Here is a 22258-nt window from a genome sequence, read left to right as displayed (position 1 = left end):
CCGCGACCCCGGCTGCGGCATCATGCTCACTCGGTCCCCCCTACGAACGTGGCGGGAGCACTCGGACCCCCGTCGAGCAGATGATCGGGGTTGTCCCAGATCAGGCCCATCGACCGGATCGCGGTGAGGTCGTGCGGCGCGGGCCGGCCGGACGCGGCGTCGATCCGCCACTGCTGCGCCAGCCGGCGCAGACCGCGCAGCCCCTCGCCGGCCGGCATCTCCCGCACCGCGGCCGGCCAGGCGTCCGGTACCCCCCTCTCGCGGGGATACAGCAGCATCGGAACGCCCAGCTCCAGCGCCAGCACCAGTTCCTCGGCCCCCAGCTCGCCCTTCCGCATCGGAGGCGCGCACAGCAGTAGACCGATCACGTCGTGGTCGCTCCCCACCGCGACGTCCAGCCGCCCCAGGTGGGTCTCGTCGGCGACTGCGGGCTCGGAAGGACACTGGTACACCGTGGTCCGTGAGCGTGGCCCGTCGCCGGTGGTGGCCTTGTAGTGGGCCCAGCGCGCCCGCCACGCCCGGTGGAACTCCTGGCGCTGCACCCGCTCCAGGCTGTGCAGGGACACCCGGTACTGGCTCAGCAGCGGTTTGGCGAAGCGGCGTGCGGGATCGCGGTCCCACCACTCGACCGGCTCGGTCAGTAGTTCCAGCGGGAGGAAGAACTCCAGGGCCACCTCTTCCGAGCGGTCGCGCCACTGGGGGGCCATCCTGCTCAGCAGCCCCGAGACGCAGGCTCCGAGCTGCGCGCGGGTGACCGGGGCACCGGAGTCGGTGCCCGGCTCCCGGTGGAGGGTGGGGGACTCCCAGTACTTGACGCAGGCCGACACGTGGTAGCGCTGGGACCGGCGTGCGCGCCTGCGCGCCCCGGCGGCCTGGGGCCGCTGGTCGGGCGCCACGCGGATGTACACGCGGATCTCCGGCCGGCGCGGTCTCGACGGGCGTGCCGTCTCGGTGCCGGAGCCGGGCGACGCCGTCCGCAGGCCGGCCCGCAGGGCGAGCAGGCCGTCGACCTCGTGCAGCAGTCCCCACTGCCGCGCGAAGTGGTCGTTCCAGCCGCCGATCTCCGTGGCACAGGGCGCGAACTCAGGAAGACGGGCCAGGTGTTCGAGCAGCACCATGGACGGCGGCAAGCCCGACGCCGGGGAGTTGAGGTCGGAGAGGTGCACGAACGCCTGCCACGGAGTCGTGCAGTACGGGGGCAGCACCCGCCGGCCGTCGGTCACGCGGGACACCACCGCGGCCAGTTCACCCGCCCTCAGCTGCCGCTGCAGCGTCTCGCGCAGCAGGGCCCAGCTCCGGGTGCCGTAGACGGTGTGCGCCTGCCACTCCTCCAGCAGGGGCTGAAGGTGCCGGTCCAGCGAGGGCGCGACCAGCTCGGTGGCCTGCCTCAGGGGCGTGAGGGCGCCCTTGCGCACGCACGCGCGGACGATGCTCACCAGCTCCTGACGCGGCACGGCGTACGACTCCTGTGGCAGACCGCCGACCGCGTCCTGCAGGAGCTGTCGCCACAGCCTGCGCCCGGCCTCACGCATCAGATTGGCGTCGGGCTCCTCAAGGACCGTCACGATCTCCTCGATGATGCGGAGCTGGTCCTCGTCCAACGGGTGATGCGTCGCCACGCGTGTTCCCTTCGTACATGTCCTGGTACGAACGCGGGACGCCGAACCCGGCGGGCGGGCCGGCCCGCATGTCCCGTCAACTGGCTCACAACGACCGTACCCAGCCGGGTGGTTGTTTCCCTCAGGAAGAGGCGACCCGGTCGAGGACGTCCTTGAGTACCGCCCAGAGGGTGTCGTTCGACCAGTAGGCGCTGTGCGCCGCCGAGACCGGCTGCCGGTTGTCGACCTCCACGTCCGTCACCCCGTCGACGAAGACCTCGGACGCCCGGTACGAGAGCAGATCGCGGCGGTCGTAGACGTTCACCCAGGGCGGGAAGCCCTTCGGCAGGCCGCTCCCGTGAGGTCGCGAGGGAAGCGCGTCCAGTTCGTAGAGCAGTGGTGCCTGGGAGCCGACGGTGACGAGGGCTTTGACCTGGCCGGGGCGGGCGCCGGGGCCCGTCTCCGCGCCGTCCAGCAGGACTCCCGAGGCCAGGAGGTCGAAGGAGATGATCCCGCCCAGGCTGTGCGCGAGCACTACGACCGGGCCGGACTGGGCACGTATCCGTTCGGCGACCAGCGCGCGGACGGCCTCGCCGCGCACCAGGTAGCTCACGATGTCGCCGACGAAGCCCACGGACCTGCCGCTCAGAGCGGTCCGGTGGGCGACCGCCAGACGGGAGCCCAGCACGTTCTCGAAAAGACGGGCTGCGAACCGGGCCCCGGCGGCCAGGGCTTCACCGACACCCCGGGCGTCACCGCCCAGCGCCCCGGTTAGCCGGTCCACGAGTGCGTCGCGTGTCGCGGCCGGTATGTGGCCGGGGTCGCCTCCCTGGTGCAGGGCCTGTGCCACCAGGGCGCGAGCCGTGAGCCTGGGCAGCACGGACGAGGGACCACCGGCCGCCGTGACCGCCCGGCGCAGCTCCGCCGCTCCGGCCAGCCCGGCCGCGGCACGGGCCAGCGGCAGACCGAGACCGGCCTCTGTCCACGCCGCGCTCGCCGCGTCCGACGAGGGCAGTCCGGCCAGTGCCTCCAGCAGCTCGTCCCCTGGTGCGGTACCTCCCGGCACGAACGGCGCGGGATCCGCGACAGCCGTGCCGATAAGCGTGGAAAGCCTGAGCTCCGCCAGCGGGTCGGCATACAAAAGGGCCCATCGGGCCACCTGTTCGTCGTCCGGAGCGGGAGCCTCGGGCCCGCGACCGTCCTGCTGTGCGAAGCCCGGAATCGACACTCCGCCGTCGCGTAGATACGAGCCGAGGGCGGACCCCCAGTCACATGGCTCGACACGAACGTCCGGACGACGCGCGGCCACCGCCTCCCGGACCCGCCGCAGAGCGTTGCCGTAACCGGGTTCGCGTACCCCGGTGCCGTGCACGAACAGAAGTGTCACCATGCGTGTCTCCCCCTTCGACCCCGCAGGACCTCGCCGGCTGGCCGTTGCTCGCCGGGGGTGATCCTGCCCCACGCTCACCGGGCCGTACCCCCCCAACACGCCCGCGCTCCTGTGAACGACGCGTCATTCCGGCGACCATGGATGTGTGTCTCAGCTGAGCCGCTTCCTCCTCGTCCCTCTGGCCCTGCTCGCCCCGCTCACCGTCCGCCTGCCCGCCCACGCCGCCTTCCGCTGCGATTCCTCGGTGCCGTATACGGCCGGGCAGGGCGGCTACGACACCTACCGCGTCCCCGCGGCCGTCGTCACCCGGCGCGGCACCGTGCTGGCCTTCGCCGAGGGCCGGCACGACGGCGCCCGGGACAGCGGTGACATCGACGTCGTGCTGCGCCGCTCCACCGACGGCGGCTGCACCTGGGGACCGCTGACGGTGGTGGCCGCCGGGCGGGGCGACACCCGGGGCAACCCGGCACCCGTGGTCGACCCGCGCACCGGCACGGTCGTGGTCGTCACCTCGTACAACGGCGGGACGGTGACCGAGGCGCAGATCATGCGCGGTGAGGTCGACCCCGCGCGGAGCCGCCGGGTGTTCGTGCAGCGCAGCCGGGACGACGGCCGCCGCTTCACGCCGCCGCGGGACGTCACGGCCGCGGTGAAGCCGCCGCACTGGCGCTGGTACGCGACCGGCCCCGGCCACGCCCTGGCCGTGACCCGCGGCCCCCACGCCGGCCGCCTCCTCGTCCCCGCCGACCACTCCGCCGCGCCGCCGCCCGGCTCCGCCGACACCGGCGAGGAGCCCCGCTACTACGGCGCCCACGCCCTCTACAGCGACGACGGCGGCCGCACCTGGCGGCTCGGCTTCGTGGACGACGGCTACGACGGCGTGACCAACGCCAACGAGACCGGTGTCGCCCAACTCCCGGACGGGAGACTGTACTTCTCCTCGCGCGACCAGTTCGGCACCAGCCCCGGCAACCGGCTCGGCGCCTGGTCGAGCGACGCGGGCGAGACCCTGGACGGCCCCTACACCGCCCAGAGCACCCTGAACGACGTCCCGGTGGTCCAGGGCGGTGTCCTGCAACCACCGGACGCCGGGGCCGCGTTGCTGTTCTCCGCCCCCTCCGCGCCCACGGCCCGCCGGGCCATGACCCTGTGGCGCAGCACCGACGGCGGCCGGACCTTCGCCCGGGCACTCACCCTGTCCGACCGGCCCGCCGCCTACTCCGACCTCGTCCCGGTCGACGCGGACACGGTCGGGCTGCTGTACGAGACGGGGACGGAGGGGCCGTACGAGACGATCGAGTTCCGGCGGCTGCCGGGACGGACGTGAGCACCCGGGTGGTCGAGCGGGAGCCGCCCGAGACGCGTGACGGGCGGGAGAGGCGAGACGGGGCTCCGGTCACCTACAGCAGCCCCGCCCCCGCCAGCAGCTTCCGCACGCCCGCCACCTCGTCGCCCGACAACGGCACCTGGGGCTCGGCCGTCGCCGCGCAGCCGATGACACCGCGCAGGTGCAGGGCCGCCTTGAACGCGCCCAGGGCCGAGGAACCGCCCCCCATGCGCGCCGGATCGCCCACCCCCACGATGCCGAACAGCGCGCACAGCCGCTCCTGTTCGGCCCGTGCGCCCTCCCAGTCGCCCGCCCGGCACAGCCGGTACAGGCGTACGTATCCGTGCGGGTCGACGTTGGCCAGCCCGGGGACCGCCCCGTCGGCGCCCAGCGCGAGTGCGGAGTCCGCGATGAGCTCGGAGCCGGTCAGCACGCTGAAACCGGCGTGGGCGCGGGCCCCGATGACGACCTCCCGGAACGCGGCCAGGTCCCCGCTGGAGTCCTTGAGCCCGGCCAGCACCCCGTCGGCGGCCAGGCCCAGCACCAGCTCGGCGGGGAGCTTGGTGTGCACGGCGACGGGGATGTCGTAGGCGATCACCGGGACCGGGCTCGCGGCGGCGATGCGGCGGTAGTGGTGGACGATCTCGGCGGGGTGCGTGCGGGCGTAGAACGGGGCGGTGACGACGACGGCCTGCGCCCCCGCCGCGCCCGCCTCCCGGACGTGCTCCAGGACACGCGGGGTGGTCATGTCGATGGCCCCGGCGAGCACGGGCAGTTGCCCGCCGCAATGGCCCACGACGGCCTCGACCACCCGCCGGCGCTGCCGGTCCGTCAGGAACGCCGCCTCCGAGGTCGAACCGAGCACGAACAGCCCGTGCACCCCGCCCGCGACCAGATGGTCCACCAGCCGCAGCAGCGAGGGCACGTCCACCTCGCGCTCGGGTGTCAGCGGGGTGCAGACGGGCGGGACGACACCGGTGAGCGGGGCGGGGAAGGTCATTCACGGCTCCTGGCGGGCTGGGTCGCGGATCGGCTGGTCCTCCACAGGATGGCGGCGGGTGCGGCGCTGTCCGGGCCGCGACGCGGCCCGGACCCCGGGCATCCCCCGCGCGCACGGCCGGCCGGCCGGTCGGCAGCGGGCCCGCCCCGAGCGCTCCCGCGGATCCGGCAGCGGGTTCCGGTCCCGCACGCGGACCGGGACGTCCGGCGCGCCGGACGGCGTGACCGCCGGAGGACCCACCCGGGTGGTCAAGGGACCGCGCGCGGGCGGCCCGGCTGCCGGCGGCCGCCGCGGGCCGCGGCGATGGCCGCCAACGGCACCCTCCGGGCGTGAGGTTGACACGCGGGGTGGGTGTCGCCGCGGGCAGACTCCGGCCGAGTGTAGACACGCTGGGCCACCAGGGGCATGCGATGAGTGAAATTGCCGGAGGCAGGGGACCCACCGGAGGTGGACGCGATGAATCTCCCCGTCGGCTCCTGCGCCGTCGACACCCGTACCGGACGCCTCGGCATCGTCATGGGGTTCGAGGGGCCGTACGTACAGTTGCGGCCCCACGGCGGCGGCCGGGAGTGGGACTGCGATCCGCTGGCCGTGCGGGAGGCCACCCACGCCGAACGGCTCCGCGCCGAGACCGCGTCCGGCGGCACCCGCACCGCCGGGCTGCCGGGCCCGGCGGCCTGAAGAACCGCCCGCGGGCCCGGCGGGCCGTACGGGCGGGCAGAATGGAGCCATGAGTCTGTTCCGCGACGACGGCATCGTCCTGCGGACCCAGAAGCTCGGCGAAGCGGATCGCATCATCACGCTGCTCACCCGCGGGCACGGCCGGGTGCGGGCCGTGGCCAGGGGGGTGCGTCGCACGAAGTCGAAGTTCGGGGCCCGGCTGGAGCCGTTCTCCCATGTCGACGTGCAGTTCTTCGCGCGGGGCGGTGAGCTGGTCGGACGCGGGCTGCCGCTGTGCACGCAGAGCGAGACCATCGCCCCGTACGGCGGCGGGATCGTGGCCGACTACGCCCGGTACACCGCGGGCACCGCCATGCTGGAGACCGCCGAGCGGTTCACCGACCACGAGGGCGAGCCGGCCGTCCAGCAGTACCTGCTGCTCGTGGGCGGGCTGCGCACCCTCGCCCGCGGCGAGCACGCCCCGAACCTCGTCCTCGACGCCTTCCTGCTGCGCTCGCTCGCCGTCAACGGCTACGCGCCCAGCTTCGGGGACTGCGCGAAGTGCGGGATGCCCGGCCCGAACCGGTTCTTCTCGGTCGCCTCCGGCGGCTCCGTCTGCGTCGACTGCCGCGTGCCGGGCAGCGTCGTGCCCTCCCCGCAGACCCTGGTGCTGCTGGGCGCGCTGCTTACGGGAGACTGGGAGACGGCGGACACGTGCGAGGCGCGGTACGTCCGGGAGGGCAGCGGGCTGGTGTCCGCCTATCTGCACTGGCATCTGGAGCGCGGGCTGCGCTCGCTCCGGTACGTCGAGAAATAAGCGCGAGAAGAGCTAGAGGGAGTCGAGGAGCACATGGTCGTACGCGGGATCCTGGGAAGCCGGCGCCGCGAGTACAGGGCGCCCGAGCCGCACCCGTCCGGTGCCCGCGCGCCGAAGCTCCCGGGCGAGCTGGTACCGGACCACGTGGCGATCGTCATGGACGGCAACGGCCGCTGGGCGAAGGACCGGGGGCTGCCCCGCACCGAGGGCCACAAGGTGGGCGCCGAGCGGGTGCTGGACGTGCTGCAGGGCTCGATCGAGATCGGCGTCCGCAACATCTCCCTGTACGCCTTCTCCACTGAGAACTGGAAGCGCTCGCCCGACGAGGTCCGCTTCCTGATGAACTTCAACCGCGACTTCATCCGCCGGACCCGCGACGAGCTCGACGCGCTGGGCATCCGGGTGCGCTGGGTGGGCCGTATGCCCAGGCTCTGGAAGTCGGTGGCCAAGGAACTCCAGGTCGCCCAGGAGCAGACCAAGGACAACGACCTGCTCACCCTGTACTTCTGCATGAACTACGGCGGCCGGGCCGAGATCGCCGACGCCGCGAAGCGGCTCGCCGAGGACGTGAAGGCGGGCCGCCTCGACCCGTCCAAGGTCAACGAGAAGACCGTCCAGAAGTACCTGTACTACCCGGACATGCCGGACGTCGACCTGTTCCTGCGGCCCAGCGGCGAGCAGCGCACCTCCAACTACCTGCTCTGGCAGAGCGCCTACGCGGAGATGGTCTTCCAGGACGTCCTGTGGCCCGACTTCGACCGCCGCGACCTGTGGCGGGCCTGCCTCGAGTTCGCCTCCCGCGACCGCCGCTTCGGCGGGGCGATCCCCAACGAGGAACTCGCCGCGATGGAGGGCCGCGCCGAGGAGGGCTGACGGCCGGCGCGCCGGTGGGCCGTGGGGCGCCGCCGGGTCCACCGGCACCCGGGCGCCCGTCGTGCGCCGGGTCGCGCGGCGGTGCCGGTCGGCCGGTGAGGGGGAGTGGGACGGGCTCGCGGCGGGCCGGGCGCCATGGCCCGGTCGCACGCGCCCTCGGCCCGCAGGGCGCGGTCCCGGTCGGGACGGGCGACTCGGCGGTGCCGGTCGACGGCGTCCGGGCGCCCGCTCGGCCCGGCCGCCCGGAGGGGCGCCGGGCGGCCTCGCGGCGGACGGGCGGAACGGGGCCGCGTGACAGGTCCGACCGGGGGCGACGGGTCAGCCGCCGGTGGCCGTCGCGCAGTCCGCGCAGGTGCCGAAGATCTCCACCGTGTGGGCGACGTTCACATAACCGTGCTCGGCCGCGATGGCCTCCGCCCACTTCTCCACCGCCGGGCCCTCCACCTCGACCGCCCGGCCGCAGGTGCGGCAGACCAGGTGGTGGTGGTGCTCGCCGGTGGAGCAGCGGCGGTAGACGGACTCGCCCTCGGAGGTGCGCAGGACGTCCACCTCGCCGGCCTCGGCGAGGGACTGCAGGGTGCGGTAGACGGTGGTGAGCCCGACCGAGTCGCCCTTGTGCTTGAGCATGTCGTGCAGGTCCTGCGCGCTGCGGAACTCGTCGACCTCGTCCAGGGCCGCCGCCACGGCTGCACGCTGCCGCGTGGCGCGGCCCTTCACGGGCGGTCCAGCGGTCGTCACCGTTGCCTCCTCGTCTCGCGTCTGCCCGGGCCATTGTGCCAGCCCGGGCAGACGGCGGTCAGACGCCGAGGCCGTCCCCGGCCGCCCGTCCGGCCGGAATCGAGCACTCCGCGGGCTCCCCGGCCGGCCGTGCCGCGGCCGCGGCACGAGCGCGTCGGCGGGCCAGGGGCGCGGCGGCCGCGGTGAGCGCGACGAACGCGGCGATGGTCAGCAGCACGATCGTCGCGCCCGGCGGTACGTCCTGGTAGAACGACGTGATCGTGCCGCTGATCGACACGGTGACGCCGAGCGCGACGGCGATCGCGAAGGTCGCGGCGAAGCTGCGGGTGAGCTGCTGTGCGGCGGCGACCGGCACCACCATGAGCGCGGAGACCAGGATCAGCCCCACCACCCGCATGGCGACCGTCACGGTGACCGCCGCGGTGACCGCGGTGAGCAGGTTCAGCGCACGCACCGGAAGCCCGGTGACCCGCGCGAACTCCTCGTCCTGGCTGACCGCGAACAACTGGCGGCGCAGCCCCAGGGTGACCAGCACCACGAACGCGGCCAGCACCGTGATCGCGTTCACGTCGGACGGGGAGACCGTCGACAGCGAGCCGAACAGGTACGAGGTCAGGTTCGCGTTGGAGCCGCCGGGCGCGAGGTTGACGAACATCACGCCGCCCGCCATGCCGCCGTAGAAGAGCATGGCGAGCGCGATGTCACCGCGCGTCCTGCCGTACCAGCGGATCAGCTCCATCAGGACCGAACCGAGCACCGAGACGGCCGTGGCCATCCACACCGGGGAGGCGTTCAGCAGGAAGCCGAGGCCGACGCCGGTCATCGCCACGTGCCCGATGCCGTCGCCCATCAGGGGCTGGCGGCGCTGGACGAGGAAGATGCCGATCGCGGGCGCGGTGACGCCGACCAGGACGGCCGCGAGCAGCGCCCGCTGCATGAAGGCGTAGTTCAGGAATTCCATCAGCTCAGCAGTCCCGTGCGGATCGGTTCGGTGCCCGCGGGCGCGTGCGGGTGCACGTGGTCGTGGCCGGGCAGGGCGTGCTGTCCCACGGCCTTCGGCGGTGGGCCGTCGTGCAGCACGCAGCCGTCGCGCAGGACGACCGCCCGGTCGATCAGCGGCTCCAGGGGGCCCAGTTCGTGCAGGACGAGCAGGACGGTCGTCCCCCGGGCGACCTGCTCGCGCAGGGTCGAGGCCAGTACTTCCTGGCTGGCCAGGTCGACACCGGCCATCGGCTCGTCCATGATCAGCAGTTCGGGCTCGGCGACCAGGGCCCGGGCGATCAGCACCCGCTGGTGCTGGCCGCCCGAGAGGGCGTTCACCGGGTCTCCGGCGCGGTCCGCCATGCCGACCAGTTCCAGGGCGCGGCGCACGGCCTCCCGGTCGGCCCTGCGGAAGAGACCGAACCGGGTGCGGGACAGCCGGCCCGAGGAGACGATCTCGCTCACCGTCGCCGGCACCCCGCCGGCGGCCGTGGTGCGCTGCGGCACGTAGCCGACGCGCGCCCAGTCGCGGAAGCCGCGGCGGGGGGTGCCGAACAGTTCGATGGTGCCGTCCGAGGCGGGCACCCGGCCGATGATCGCGCGGATCGCCGTGGACTTGCCGGAGCCGTTGGCGCCGAGCAGCGCGACCACCTCGCCGCGGCGCACGGTGAGATCGATGCCGCGCAGTACCGGACGCGCGCCGAGTTCGGCGGTCACGCCGCGCATCGCTATGACGGGTTCGTCCATGATCTTCCCCTCCGTGCCGGTCACTTGGCGCCCAGGGCCCGCTGGAGCGCCGTGAGATTCGCCTCCTGGACCGAGAAGTAGTCCGTGCCGCGGGACTTGGCCGTGATGCCCTCGAGCGGGTCCAGGACGTCGGTCCGCAGGTCGGCGTCGTTCGCGACGGTCCTCGCGGTCCGGTCGCTGACGAGCGTCTCGTAGAAGACGGTGGTGACGCCGTCGGCCCCGGCCATCCGCTGCAGGTCCCTGATCCGTGCCGCACTGGGCTCCGACTCGGGGTCGAGGCCGTTGATGGCCTCCTCGGTGAGCCCGTAGCGCTCGGCGAGGTAGCCGAAGGCGGCGTGGGTGGTGACGAACACCCTGGTGTCCGTCTTCGCCAGGCCGTCCCGGAACCGGGTGTCCAGGGCGTCCAGCTTCTTCACCAGGGCCGCGGTGTTCTCGCGGTAGTCGGCGGCGTGGTCCGGGTCGGCCTTCTCGAAGGCCCTGCCGACACCCTCGGCGACCTGGGCGTAGCGCACCGGGTCGAGCCAGATGTGCGGGTCCCTGCCGCCGGGCTCCTCGCCCTCGTGCGGGTCGTGCTCGGCCGCGTGGCCGCCCACCTCGTCGCCGTGCCGCTTCAGGGTGGTAAGCGACGCGGCGTCGATCTTCGTCCGGATCGGGGACTGGGCCACCGCGTCGTCGACGCTCGGCTGCAGGCCCTTCAGGTACAGCACGGCGTCGGACTGCTCCAGGCGGCCGATCTGCCTGGGGCTGATCTCCAGGTCGTGCGGCTCCTGGCCGGGCGAGGTGAGCGTGGTGACGTCGACGTGAGCGCCGCCTATCCGCTCGGCCAGGAAGGTCATCGGGTAGAACGACGCGACGACATGGAACCTGTCCGGGTCGCCCGCGGCCGCGCTGCCGGTCGAGCAGCCGGTGAGGGTCGCGAGGCCCAGCGCGGTGGCGACCGCGACGGCGGATCCGGCCGTGCCTATTCGGAAGGACGCGCGGCGTCGACGTTTGTTCATGACAGTCATTTTCAACAAACATGGAAACCGTTGTCAACAACGCCCGGGTGAGGCTGTGGACAGGGGGCCGATTTGGTTGTGGGGGAGCATGCGCCGGTAACCTGAATCATTCGCTGGAAGCATCTCGCTTCAACGCCCGTCGTCGTAATGAAGAGAGCACCGTGGCCGCCGACAAGATCGACACCATCGTCAGCCTGAGCAAGCGCCGTGGCTTCGTTTTCCCCTGCAGTGAGATCTACGGCGGACAGCGTGCCGCCTGGGACTACGGACCGCTGGGTGTCGAGCTCAAGGAGAACATCAAGCGCCAGTGGTGGCGCTACATGGTGACGTCGCGCGAGGACGTGGTCGGTATCGACTCGTCCGTCATCCTGGCCTCCGAGGTCTGGGTCGCCTCGGGCCACGTCGCCACGTTCACGGACCCGCTGACCGAGTGCACCTCGTGTCACAAGCGGTTCCGCGCCGACCACCTCGAGGAGGCGTACGAGGAGAAGAAGGGCCACGCCCCGGCGAACGGCCTGGCCGACATCAACTGCCCGAACTGCGGCAACAAGGGCCAGTTCACCGAGCCCAAGCAGTTCTCGGGCCTGCTGTCGACGCACCTCGGCCCGACCCAGGACTCCGGCTCCGTCGCCTACCTGCGCCCCGAGACCGCCCAGGGCATCTTCACCAACTTCGCCCAGGTCCAGACCACTTCGCGCCGCAAGCCGCCGTTCGGCATCGCGCAGATGGGCAAGTCCTTCCGCAACGAGATCACGCCCGGCAACTTCATCTTCCGGACCCGCGAGTTCGAGCAGATGGAGATGGAGTTCTTCGTCAAGCCGGGCGAGGACGAGAAGTGGCAGGAGTACTGGATGGAGCAGCGCTGGAACTGGTACACCGGTCTCGGCCTGCGCACCGAGAACATGCGGTGGTACGAGCACCCGAAGGAGAAGCTCTCCCACTACTCCAAGCGCACCGCCGACATCGAGTACCGCTTCCAGTTCGGCGGCAGTGAGTGGGGCGAGCTCGAGGGCGTCGCCAACCGCACCGACTACGACCTCGGCGCGCACTCTAAGGCCTCCGGCCAGGACCTCTCCTTCTTCGACCAGGAGGCCCAGGAGCGCTGGACGCCGTACGTCATCGAGCCCGCGGCCGGTGTCGGCCGCGCCATGCTGGCCTTCCTCCTCGACGCGTACGTCGAGGACGAGGCGCCCAACGCCAAGGGCAAGATGGAGAAGCGCACGGTGCTCCGCCTGGACCACCGCCTCGCGCCGGTGAAGGTCGCGGTGCTCCCGCTGTCCCGCAACCCGGAGCTCTCGCCCAAGGCCAAGGGTCTCGCCCAGGCGCTGCGCCAGAACTGGAACATCGAGTTCGACGACGCGGGCGCCATCGGCCGCCGCTACCGCCGCCAGGACGAGATCGGCACGCCGTTCTGCGTCACCGTCGACTTCGACACGCTCGAGGACAACGCGGTGACCGTGCGCGAGCGCGACACCATGAAGCAGGAGCGCGTGTCCCTGGACCAGATCGAGGGCTACCTGGCCCAGCGCCTCCTGGGCTGCTGAGGCCCGCGGCACGCACATCCGAACGCCCGCTCCCCGGCCGGGGGGCGGGCGTTCGCGCTGTGTACGCCCGAACGCGCCCCGCGCTCCGTCGATGGCGGCGAGTGGGCCGGTCCGGGACGTGGCGGGCCGGCCGAGGTCCCCGCAGCCCACCACTCGCTGACAAGTATGGAGTGACAGATATTGAAATCTGTCACTCGTCATGGCAGGGTGGAGGCATGACGACGCGAACCCGAAACCTCGGAAACACCGGCCCCCGGACCTCCGCCCTCGGCCTCGGCTGCATGGGCATGTCCGCGCTGTACGGCGAAGCCGACCGCGCCGAGTCCATCGCGACCGTCCACGCGGCCCTGGACGCGGGCGTGACGCTGCTGGACACCGGTGACTTCTACGCCATGGGCCACAACGAGATGCTGCTCGGCGAGGCCCTGCGCACCGCACCGGCGGCCCTCCGGGACAGGGCGCTGGTCAGTGTGAAGTTCGGCGCCCTGCGCGATCCGGACGGCAACTGGAGCGGCATCGACGGCCGGCCCGCCGCCGTACGGAACTTCGCCGCGTACTCCCTGCAGCGCCTCGGCGTGGACCACATCGACGTCTACCGGATCGCCCGCCTCGACCCGGACGTCCCCATCGAGGAGACCGTCGGCGCGATCGCCGAGCTGATCGAGAAGGGGTACGTCCGGCACGTCGGCCTGAGCGAGGTCGGCGCCGGGACCATCCGCCGGGCCGCCGCCACCGCGCCCGTCGCCGACCTCCAGATCGAGTACTCGCTGATCTCCCGCGGCATCGAGCGGGAGATCCTGCCGGCCACCCGGGAGCTCGGTATCGGCGTCACCGCCTACGGCGTGCTCTCCCGCGGCCTGATCTCCGGGCACTACTCCCGCGACCGGCGGCTGGACGCGGGGGACTTCCGTTCCTTCTCGCCCCGCTTCCAGGGCGAGAACCTCCGGCACAACCTGGACCTGGTCGAGGCACTGCGCAAGATCGCCGAACAGAAGGGCGTCACGGTCGCGCAGATCGCCATCGCCTGGGTGCTCTCGCGCGGCGACGACATCGTGCCGCTCGTCGGCGCCCGCACCCGGGAGCGGCTCACCGAGTCGCTGGGCGCCCTGGACGTCGTCCTGGACGGGACCGACCTCGCCGCGATCGAGGAGGCCGTCCCGGCGGACGCGGCGGCCGGCGACCGCTACCCGAGCGCGCAGATGGCACTCCTCGACAGCGAACGCTGATCCGGCCCCCCGGTACGGTCTAGGGCATGGCACCGACCAGCGAGACCCTGACCGCCGAGCGCATCCTCGAGGCGACCGAGGAGGTGCTGCGCCGCCACGGCCCGGCCAAGGCCACCGTGGTCGACGTGGCCCGCGCGCTCGGCGTCAGCCACGGCAGCGTCTACCGGCACTTCCGCACCAAGGCGGCGCTGCGCGAGGCGGTGACCAAGCGGTGGCTGGACCGCACCTCCGAGCGGCTGGCCGGGATCGCCGCCGGGACCGGCGCCCCGGAGGACCGGCTGCGGGACTGGCTGGCGGCCCTGTTCGAGGCCAAGCGGCACAAGGCCGGCGGCGACCCGGAACTGTTCGCCACCTACACGGTGCTCACCGACGAGAACGGCACCGTGGTCGGCGACCACCTCGCCGACCTGACCGGCCAGCTCACCCGCATCCTCGAGGCGGGCCTCGCCTCGGGCGCCTTCGCCCCCACCGACCCCGCGAGCACGGCCCGCGCCGTCTTCCAGGCCACCGGCCGCTTCCACGACCCGTGCTACGCCCGGGAGTGGCAGCAGCCCGGCATCGAGGAGGAGTTCACAGCCGTCGTGGCCCTGCTGCTGCGCGGGTTGCGGGCGGCCGACGGCCGGGGCTGAGCGGCCGCGGCGCGCAGGGGCGGCGACCGGTCCCGTTCCCCCGCACGGGACGAACCCCGGAAGGCACCCGTGAGCCGGGACGAAGCGCGCGGGGTGCACCTGGCGCCGGGGGACAGCGGGCGGGTGAACGGCCACAGGCGCCGGCCGTCAGCGTGAGGGATGCCGGGTCCGCGCCGGGTCCACCGTCGCCTGGTGGGCCGCCGTCAGATGCTCCTCGGCCTTCAGCCAGGGCAGGAACCGGGCGTTCCGGGTCCAGCCGCAGGTGTCGCATCCGATCGTGCGCAGCACACCGGTGCGCCGCATCCGCACCACGTGCTCCCGGCCGTGCCCGTCCCACCGGCTGACCTTGCTCGTGCTGTCGCCCCGCGGCATGACGCCTCCCCGTGTCCGGCACGTCCGACCGCAAGGAGTGTGCAGCAAGTCCAACATCAACGGGGCTGCCCCGGAGGCGAGTTGCCCCCGGCCGTGTCCGGTTCAGCCGACCCGGCGGGGCAGCCGCAGGCTCAGCACGCCGGTCAGGACGATGCCCGCGAGCTGCACCAGCAGCGTGATGACCAGCGCGTCCCGCATGCCCTGGTGCGGGACCAGGGTGAGGAACAGGGTGCCGAGGGTGGCCACACCGAGCGCGAACGCCGACTGCTGGGTGGTGACCATCACACCGCTGCCCACCCCGGCCCGGACCGCGGGCACCTCGGACATCACGATCCGCAGCACGTTGGGCAGTTGCAGCGCCTGCCCGGCACCGGCGACCGCCGCACCCGGCAGCAGCGAGCCGAAGCCCAGGTGCGGCCAGTCCCGCCAGGCGGCGAGGGCGATCAGCAGCACACCCACGCCCTGCAGGGCGGAGCCGGCGGTGACCACCCGGGAGCCGTACCGGGCGATCAGGCGCGGCCCGGCCAGCGACACGAACAGGAACGCCACGGCCATCGGCGCGAGCGCGAGCCCCGCCGGCACCGGACCGAGCCCGGCACCCTGCTGCAGCGCCAGCGCGATGACGAACATGAACCCGCTGAAGCCGATCGAGAACGGCACCATCAGCGCCAGCCCCCGCCGCAGCGACGCCAGCGCGAACAGGCTCGGCGGGACCAGCGGGGTCCGGCCCCGCCGGTCGGCCCGCCGCTCCACCGCGTAGAACGCGGCCGCGGCGAACGGGAACGCGGCCAGCGACAGCCAGGTCCACAGCGGCCAGCCCGCCGCGCGGCCCTCGGTGAGCGGGGCGAGCAGGGTCAGCAGGGACACGGCGAGCAGGACGGTGCCGGGTACGTCGACGGGCTCCGGTCGCTGCGAGCGGGTCTCCGGCAGGTACCGCACGGCCAGCACCAGCCCCAGCAGGACGACCGGGACGTTGACGAGGAAGATCGCCCGCCAGCCGCTCCCGGCGATGTCCGCGGCGACCAGCAGCCCGCCCAGGATCTGGCCCGCCACCATGGACAGCCCGGCCGTGGCGCCGTACAGGCTCATGGCCTTCGCCCGGCGGGTGCCGCTGGTGGCGGCCTGGATGGTGGCGAGCACCTGCGGCAGCATCGCGGCGGCCGAGGCACCCTGCGCGACCCGCGCCGCGACCAGGCTCCAGGCGCCCGGGGCGAGCCCGCAGGCCAGTGAGGTCAGCCCGAAGGCGGCCATCCCGACCAGGAACAGCCGGCGCCGCCCGAACAGGTCCCCGAGCCGCCCGCCGAGCACCAGCAGCACGGCGTAGGCGACCCCGTACCCGGCCACGACCAGCTCCAGCACGGCCTCGCCCGCGGCGAGATCGGCGCCGAGGGTCGGCAGCGCGACATTGACGATGAAGAAGTCGACCAGCGGCAGCGCCGCGGCCAGCAGAACGGTGAACAGCCCCGGCCCGCTCAGCGCGGGCGGCGCGGCCGCCCGGGCGCGGACGGCGGGAGGGGTGACGGTCTCTGTCATGGCACCGAGCCTGCGCCCGCGCCCAGGCTGGTACCAGAGTGTCCTGATCCTGGTAGAAGAAGTACCTGGCAACAGGATCCGCGGTACGGCACCCTGAGGGCATGACGACGACTGCACCGGTGACCGCCACCCCGCGGCCGCCGCGCGGCGCGGAGATCCGTCGGCACGAGCTGGCCGCCTTCCTGCGCAGCCGGCGCGAGCGGATCGCACCCGAGCAGGTGGGGCTGCCCCGCGGCACCCGGCGCCGCACGCCCGGGCTGCGCCGGGAGGAGGTCGCCCAGCTCTCCGCGGTCGGCATCACCTGGTACACCTGGCTCGAACAGGCCCGGGACATCCAGGTCTCGGTCCAGGTCCTGGACGCCCTGGCCCGCACCCTGCTGCTGGACGCCAGCGAGCGCGCCCACCTCTTCCAGCTCGCCGCGGCCGCCGATCCGACACCGGCCGCGAGCTGCCCCAGCGTCACCCCCGCCCTGCGCGAGACACTGCGCGCGCTGGAGCCGTTCCCGGCCTGCGTGCAGAACAGCCGGTACGACATCCTCGCCTACAACCGCACCTACGCCCGGCTCATGGGCGACCTGGACGCCGTCCCGCCGGAGGACCGCAACTGCATCCTCCTCGTGTACACCCACAGCGACTGGCGGGCTGCCATCGTGCACCTGGAGGAGACCATGCGCCTGATGGCCGCCCGGCTCCGCGCCTCCATGGCCGGGCACCTCGGCGAGCCCGCCTGGAAGATGCTGCTCAAACGCCTGGAGTGCGAGTCCCCGGAGTTCCGCGAGAACTGGGAGCGCTACGAGGTCGTCGGCAACCGCTCCAAGACCAAGGAGTTCCTCAACCCGTACGTCGGCCATCTGACCCTGGAGCACACGGACCTGTGGCTGGGTCCGCAGCCGGGGCCCCGGATGGTCACGTACGCGCCGAAGAACGAGGAGACCCGGGAGCGCCTGGAGATGCTGTCCGCACTGGCGGCCGGTCCGCGGTAGTCCCGGAGCGCCAGTGCCGCGTCGGCCGAGCTTCGCCCCGCCGCGGCCCCGGCGGCACGCCGGGAGCACCCACCGGACGCCGCTCCTCGGCGGGCAGACCCTGACCGGCACTAGCGGCCCGCCGCGGCTCCCACGGCGTCCCTCAGGTCCGCCGACTCCAGTGCGCCGGCGGTCCGCTCGGCGGTGCGCCGGGCCCAGCGGCCACTGCTGGCCCAGCCGAGGACCAGGACGGCCAGACCGCACCCCGCGAGGATCCACCATCCGGGCCGGGCCGCCGCGACGAACGTGTCCCGGTACGGCGCGGAGCCCACCCCGGCCGCCAGCACAGCGCCGACCACGGCGACGCCCAGCGTCTGCCCGAGCTGCCGGCTGGTGGAGGCGACGGCGGCGGCGACCCCGGCCTGGGCCCTGGGCATCCCGGAGACCGCCGCGTTGGTGATCGGCGCGTTCACGAAGCCGAAGCCGATGCCGAACAGCACGTACCCGGTGAACAGGGTGAGGTTCGACGTCTCCGCCTCGAAGGCCGCGAACAGCACGCCGCTCGCGGTCATCGCCGCGCCCGCCACCAGCAGCGGCAGCCGCGGCCCCCGGCTGCCCACCAGCCGGCCGGACAGCGGCGCGCACAGGAACGTCGGCGCGGCCATCGGCAGCATCCACAGGCCCGCGTGCAGGGCGTCGAGGCCGCGCACGTTCTGCAGGTACAGCGTGGACAGGAACAGGAAACCGCCCAGTGCGGCGAACGCGCTGATCGCTGTCACCGTCGCCCCGCTGAACGGAGCCGAGCGGAAGAAGCGCAGGTCGATCAGGGGTTCGGCGCGCCGGGGCTCGTAGCCGAGCAGACCGAGCAGGGCGGCGAGGGCCACGGCGCCGAAGGGCGCCACCGTGCCGGGGCCCGCGTCGGGCGCCTCGATGATCGCGTACGTCAGGGACCCGAACAGCGCGATCACCAGGAGCTGGCCGACCGGGTCGGGCCGGCGGGCCCGGGGCGCGCGGGACTCGGGGACGAAGCGCAGGGTGAGCAGCAGGGCCGCGAGGCCGACCGGGAGGTTGACCCAGAAGATCGAGCGCCAGCCGACCGACTCCACCAGCAGGCCGCCGACCAGCGGGCCCGCCGCCATGGATATGCCGACCACCGCGCCCCACACGCCGATCGCACGGGCCCGCTCGCGGGCGTCGGTGAAGGTGTTGGTGATGATCGACATGGCGACCGGGTTGAGCATGGAGCCGCCGACCGCCTGGACCGTGCGGAAGGCGATCAGCAGTTCCAGGCTCGGCGCGAGGGAGCAGAGCAGCGAGCCGACGCAGAAGATCACCAGGCCCGACATGAAGACCTTCTTGCGGCCGATCCGGTCCGCCGTGGAGCCCGCGAGCATCAGCAGCGAGGCCAGGACGAGCGTGTAGGCGTCGATCGTCCACTGCAGGCCGGAGGTGGTGGCGTGCAGCTCGCGCTGCATCGAGGGCAGCGCCACGTTCAGGGCGGTGTTGTCGAGGCTCACGATCAGCAGGCTCATGCAGCAGATCGCGAGGACGAGCAGGCGTCGGCGGTGACTGGGCTCGGGCATGGGGCCATGCTACGGGATTTCGATAGTGCGGTTAACTAATGACTGTTACATGATCTCCGTGGATACGTGACAATGGGGGAATGCCCACGCCCGAGTCCCCCCTGCAGATCGGCCCGCACACCGTCCGGCCGCCGGTGGTCCTGGCCCCCATGGCCGGTATCACCAACGCTCCCTTCCGCACCCTGTGCCGAGAGTTCAGCGGTGGCAAGGGCCTGTTCGTGAGCGAGATGATCACGACCCGGGCGCTGGTGGAGCGCAACGAGAAGACCATGCAGCTGATCCACTTCGACGCGACCGAGAAGCCGCGCTCGATCCAGCTCTACGGAGTGGACCCGGCGACCGTCGGCAAGGCCGTCCGCATGATCGCGGAGGAGGACCTGGCCGACCACATCGACCTGAACTTCGGCTGCCCGGTCCCGAAGGTGACCCGGAAGGGCGGCGGCTCCGCGCTGCCCTACAAGCGGAACCTGCTGCGGGCCATCCTGCGCGAGGCGGTCTCCGGAGCCGGGGACCGTCCGGTCACGATGAAGATGCGCAAGGGCATCGACGACGACCACATCACCTATCTCGACGCCGGCCGCATCGCCGTCGAGGAGGGCGTCACGGCGATCGCGCTGCACGGCCGCACGGCCGCCCAGCACTACGGCGGCACCGCCGACTGGGGGGCCATCGCCCGCCTGAAGGAGCACGTCCCGGAGATCCCGGTGCTCGGCAACGGCGACATCTGGTCGGCCGAGGACGCGCTGCGCATGGTGCGCGAGACGGGCTGCGACGGCGTGGTGGTGGGCCGCGGCTGCCTGGGCCGGCCGTGGCTGTTCGCCGACCTGGTGGCCGCCTTCGAGGGCCGGACGAACGACATCGCGCGGCCCTCCCTCCGCGAGGTCGCCGACGTCATGGTCCGGCACGCCACCCTGCTCGGCGAGTGGATCGGCGACGAGTCCAAGGGCGTAGTCGACTTCCGCAAGCACGTCGCCTGGTACCTGAAGGGCTTCGCGGTCGGCTCCGAGATGCGCAAGCGGCTCGCGATCACCTCCTCGCTCCGGGAACTGCGGGCCGGTCTCGACGAGCTGGACCTGGACCAGCCCTGGCCCACCGGCGCCGACGGACCCCGCGGCCGCACGTCCGGCAACAACCGTGTGGTGCTGCCGGACGGCTGGCTGAAGGACCCGTACGACTGCGCGGGCGTCGGCGAGGACGCGGAGCTGGACACCTCCGGCGGCTGATCAGCCCTTTTCGGGGTGCGGGACCGAGCCGTACGCCGTCAGGAAGCGGTCGCGGAAGGAACTCATCCGCCACACCGGGGCGTCGTGCGCGGGACGCAGCCCCTGCGTCCAGTGCCAGTCGGCGATCCGGTCCAGCACCTTCGGATCCTTGGCCACGATGGAGACGGGCACGTCACGGCTGGCGTGGTTGCCGCTGACCCGGGCGATCGGCTGGTGGTCGCCCAGGAAGACGAGCACGGTGTCGTCGGTGCCGTGGCGCTCCAGCCACTCGGTCAGCGCGGTCACCGAGTACTGGATCGACTTGCCGTACTGCTCACGCGACTTGGTGGTGTCGGCGATGACGTCGGCCGGCCGGTCGCCCGCCGCCTCCATCTCCTTGAACCCGGAGCCGTCGCCCAGCTCGTCCCAGCCGACCATCTTCGGCACCGGCGCCCAGGGCTGGTGGCTGGAGGTCAGGATGAGCAGTGACATCCGCGACTTCCCGTCGGAGGGGCGCTTGCTGTGCACCCGCTCCTCGTACTGCTGGAGCGCGTACTGGTCGGGCATCGTGGACCAGCTGAACTTCGGGCCCCGGTAGCCGAGCTGGAAGGCGTTGTAGACCTTGTCGAGGCCGTACCACTTCTGCTCGGGCCAGCCCTTCTGCACGCCCGGCATCACGCCGACGGTGTCGAAGGCGCCGGTCTTCTTGAAGGCCTCGGTCAGGCTGAGGTGGTCGCTCGCCATGACCGTGCGGTAGCGCTGCTGGTTGCTGACCCACAGGCCCGACATGGTGGTGGAGTGCCCGAGCCAGCTACTGCCGCCGTAGGTCGCGGAGGTCAGCCAGCCGCTCCTGGCGTGGAAGCCGGCCTTGGCGAGGGCCTTGGTGCGGGCGTCCAGGGTGGTGTCGACGCCCGGGGCGATGATCGGGTCCTCGATGGCGCTGCGGCCGTAGCTCTCGATGAACGTGAAGACCATGTCCTTGCCGCGCAGGTCGGGGACGAGCTGGCTGCCCGGGGTGCCGCCGAACCGGTCCTCCCCGGCGATCTTCTGGAACTGCGCCTCGTCCCTGAGGGTGTCCGAGACCCGCTGGGACTCGACCTTCAGCGCGGTGGTGGTGCGGTCGGAGGCGACCGGCACACCGGATATCTGCAGGCCCAGGGCGGAGCAGGTGATCCAGGCGACGCCCGCGATCATGGTGCCGCGGGTCGCGGCCGCGCCGTGCCGGGCGAGCCGGTCGCCCAGCCGGACGGTGGCCAGAGCCAGCAGGACGGCCAGCAGCAGCACGAGGACGATCACGCCGGCGGTGGCGGCGAGGGTGGCCGTGCGGCCGAGCGAGTCCTCCAGGTACGACTGGGCGTCGCCGAGCAGGCTCCAGTCCAGCACGGGGTTGAAGGGGCGGCCCAGGTACTGGTTGAACCCCATGTCGAGCAGGTTCAGCACCGTCATGGCGGCCAGCACGACCCCGGACAGCGCGGCCAGCACCACACGCGGGCGGCGCGGCAGCGCGAGCAGCACGGCGGCGCCGATGACCGCCTCGCCCGGTATGCGGGTGAACTTGGCGGGCCCGAGCCCGACCACGGTGTTCGGCAGCACCAGCGCGGCGACGACCAGGACGGCGGCCAGCACCGTGACGGTCACGGACAGCGCCCGGGCGGCCCCCGGATGCGCCTGCCGCCAGCGCTCGGCCCGGGCGGACCAGGCGGCCCGGACACGGCGAACGCGTCCGGCCGCTTGCGCGCCGGCTGCTTCCGCGCCGGCTGCTTCCGCGCCGGCTGCTTCCGCGCCGGCTGCTTCCGCGCCGGCTGCTTCCGCGCCGGCTGCTTCCGCGCCGGCTGCTTCCGGGGCGGCTGCTTCCGGGGCGGCCGCTTCCGCGCCGGTTGCTTCCGGGGCGGGAGGCCGGTCGGCGGTGGCGGCCGGCTCGGCCTGCCCCGGCTGATCGGTCCGCTCGGCCTCCTCCCGATGTTCCTGTTCGTCGAGGACGGCCTCGGTTCCTCCGGCCGTATCCGGTGACTGGCGCGTACTCGTGTGCTGAGGCAACCCGGAGGTCCTTCCCTGCGAGACCCGTGACATGGGCGGCG

21 protein-coding genes are annotated in these 22258 nt (G+C 72.9%); 10 read left to right on the top strand and 11 right to left on the bottom strand.

The annotated features are described in order from the left end of the window. Positions 1-26: 26 nt before the first annotated feature. Together MXD57_RS07330 and MXD57_RS07325 are read right to left on the bottom strand one after the other, a co-directional pair. Entirely contained in the window at positions 27-1619 is a 1593-nt protein-coding gene (locus MXD57_RS07330; RefSeq protein ID WP_250400492.1) for a VMAP-C domain-containing protein, read from the bottom strand. A gap of 121 nt (positions 1620-1740) precedes the next feature. After that, positions 1741-2988: a hypothetical protein gene (locus tag MXD57_RS07325; RefSeq protein WP_250400491.1), complete on the bottom strand. Its 1248-nt coding sequence runs from the start codon at positions 2986-2988 to the stop codon at positions 1741-1743. A 145-nt stretch (positions 2989-3133) separates the two neighbouring features. Between MXD57_RS07325 and MXD57_RS07320 the strand changes: the two genes are divergently transcribed. Further along, positions 3134-4315, top strand: a complete 1182-nt coding sequence (locus MXD57_RS07320; RefSeq protein ID WP_250400490.1) for a sialidase family protein — start codon at positions 3134-3136, stop codon at positions 4313-4315. Positions 4316-4388: 73 nt separating this feature from the next. Here the strand turns inward: MXD57_RS07320 and MXD57_RS07315 are convergent, their stop codons facing one another. Then, positions 4389-5315, bottom strand: a complete 927-nt coding sequence (locus MXD57_RS07315; protein ID WP_250400489.1) for a dihydrodipicolinate synthase family protein — start codon at positions 5313-5315, stop codon at positions 4389-4391. A 456-nt stretch (positions 5316-5771) separates the two neighbouring features. On the opposite strand from MXD57_RS07315, the gene MXD57_RS07310 reads away from it, so the two are divergent. The 3 genes from MXD57_RS07310 to MXD57_RS07300 are packed head-to-tail and all read left to right on the top strand — an operon-like array spanning position 5772 to position 7665. Then, positions 5772-5996 (top strand): hypothetical protein, encoded by a 225-nt coding sequence (locus MXD57_RS07310; protein WP_250400488.1) that lies wholly within the window; start codon positions 5772-5774, stop codon positions 5994-5996. 49 nt (positions 5997-6045) lie between these two features. After that, entirely contained in the window at positions 6046-6792 is a 747-nt protein-coding gene (gene recO, locus MXD57_RS07305) for a DNA repair protein RecO (protein WP_250400487.1), read from the top strand. 33 nt (positions 6793-6825) lie between these two features. Next, complete coding sequence (locus MXD57_RS07300; protein ID WP_250400486.1) at positions 6826-7665, top strand: isoprenyl transferase; 840 nt, start codon at positions 6826-6828, stop codon at positions 7663-7665. Between the two features lie 318 nt (positions 7666-7983). Here the strand turns inward: MXD57_RS07300 and MXD57_RS07295 are convergent, their stop codons facing one another. Genes MXD57_RS07295 through MXD57_RS07280 form a run of 4 tightly spaced genes read right to left on the bottom strand, consistent with a single transcriptional unit; the run spans position 7984 to position 11129 of the window. After that, positions 7984-8403: a Fur family transcriptional regulator gene (locus tag MXD57_RS07295; protein ID WP_250400485.1), complete on the bottom strand. Its 420-nt coding sequence runs from the start codon at positions 8401-8403 to the stop codon at positions 7984-7986. Between the two features lie 58 nt (positions 8404-8461). After that, entirely contained in the window at positions 8462-9364 is a 903-nt protein-coding gene (locus MXD57_RS07290) for a metal ABC transporter permease (RefSeq protein WP_250400484.1), read from the bottom strand. Beyond that, positions 9364-10131, bottom strand: a complete 768-nt coding sequence (locus tag MXD57_RS07285) for a metal ABC transporter ATP-binding protein (RefSeq protein ID WP_250400483.1) — start codon at positions 10129-10131, stop codon at positions 9364-9366. The genes MXD57_RS07290 and MXD57_RS07285 overlap by 1 nt, the downstream gene beginning before the upstream one ends. A gap of 20 nt (positions 10132-10151) precedes the next feature. Continuing rightward, positions 10152-11129: a metal ABC transporter substrate-binding protein gene (locus MXD57_RS07280; protein WP_250400482.1), complete on the bottom strand. Its 978-nt coding sequence runs from the start codon at positions 11127-11129 to the stop codon at positions 10152-10154. 161 nt (positions 11130-11290) lie between these two features. Here MXD57_RS07280 and MXD57_RS07275 point away from each other — a divergent pair, with 161 nt between their 5' ends. From MXD57_RS07275 to MXD57_RS07265, 3 genes are all read left to right on the top strand, one after another. Continuing rightward, the gene (locus MXD57_RS07275; protein ID WP_250400481.1) at positions 11291-12673 is read left to right on the top strand and encodes a glycine--tRNA ligase; all 1383 of its coding nucleotides are present in this window, start codon (positions 11291-11293) and stop codon (positions 12671-12673) included. 215 nt (positions 12674-12888) lie between these two features. Continuing rightward, positions 12889-13899 (top strand): aldo/keto reductase, encoded by a 1011-nt coding sequence (locus MXD57_RS07270; protein WP_250400480.1) that lies wholly within the window; start codon positions 12889-12891, stop codon positions 13897-13899. Between the two features lie 26 nt (positions 13900-13925). After that, complete coding sequence (locus MXD57_RS07265) at positions 13926-14528, top strand: TetR family transcriptional regulator (RefSeq protein WP_250400479.1); 603 nt, start codon at positions 13926-13928, stop codon at positions 14526-14528. 147 nt (positions 14529-14675) lie between these two features. Here MXD57_RS07265 and MXD57_RS07260 read toward each other — a convergent pair whose 3' ends face one another. Together MXD57_RS07260 and MXD57_RS07255 are read right to left on the bottom strand one after the other, a co-directional pair. Then, the gene (locus MXD57_RS07260; RefSeq protein ID WP_250400478.1) at positions 14676-14900 is read right to left on the bottom strand and encodes a hypothetical protein; all 225 of its coding nucleotides are present in this window, start codon (positions 14898-14900) and stop codon (positions 14676-14678) included. 102 nt (positions 14901-15002) lie between these two features. Beyond that, positions 15003-16433 carry an MFS transporter gene (locus MXD57_RS07255; RefSeq protein ID WP_250400477.1) on the bottom strand — a complete coding sequence of 477 codons (1431 nt, stop codon included), beginning with the start codon at positions 16431-16433 and terminating at the stop codon, positions 15003-15005. A 101-nt stretch (positions 16434-16534) separates the two neighbouring features. Between MXD57_RS07255 and MXD57_RS07250 the strand changes: the two genes are divergently transcribed. Continuing rightward, a complete protein-coding gene (locus tag MXD57_RS07250) occupies positions 16535-17416 on the top strand; it encodes a helix-turn-helix transcriptional regulator (RefSeq protein WP_250400476.1) in 882 nt (293 codons plus the stop codon). Positions 17417-17526: 110 nt separating this feature from the next. On the opposite strand, the gene MXD57_RS07245 is transcribed toward MXD57_RS07250, so the two are convergent. Next, positions 17527-18978 carry an MFS transporter gene (locus MXD57_RS07245; protein WP_250400475.1) on the bottom strand — a complete coding sequence of 484 codons (1452 nt, stop codon included), beginning with the start codon at positions 18976-18978 and terminating at the stop codon, positions 17527-17529. Between the two features lie 80 nt (positions 18979-19058). Between MXD57_RS07245 and dusB the strand changes: the two genes are divergently transcribed. Then, a complete protein-coding gene (gene dusB, locus MXD57_RS07240; RefSeq protein WP_250400474.1) occupies positions 19059-20201 on the top strand; it encodes a tRNA dihydrouridine synthase DusB in 1143 nt (380 codons plus the stop codon). Here dusB and MXD57_RS07235 read toward each other — a convergent pair whose 3' ends face one another. Further along, a complete protein-coding gene (locus tag MXD57_RS07235) occupies positions 20202-21818 on the bottom strand; it encodes a sulfatase-like hydrolase/transferase (protein ID WP_250400473.1) in 1617 nt (538 codons plus the stop codon). 24 nt (positions 21819-21842) lie between these two features. Here MXD57_RS07235 and MXD57_RS31750 point away from each other — a divergent pair, with 24 nt between their 5' ends. Continuing rightward, positions 21843-22190 carry a hypothetical protein gene (locus MXD57_RS31750; RefSeq protein ID WP_250400472.1) on the top strand — a complete coding sequence of 116 codons (348 nt, stop codon included), beginning with the start codon at positions 21843-21845 and terminating at the stop codon, positions 22188-22190. The last annotated feature ends 68 nt before the right edge of the window (positions 22191-22258 follow it).

Origin of the sequence: Streptomyces cellostaticus, from assembly GCF_023630175.1 — a bacterium.
Classification (GTDB): Bacteria; Actinomycetota; Actinomycetes; order Streptomycetales; family Streptomycetaceae; genus Streptomyces; species Streptomyces cellostaticus_A.
The sequence above is the reverse complement of the archived record's forward strand: the minus strand, read 5'-3'. Positions and strand labels throughout refer to the sequence as shown.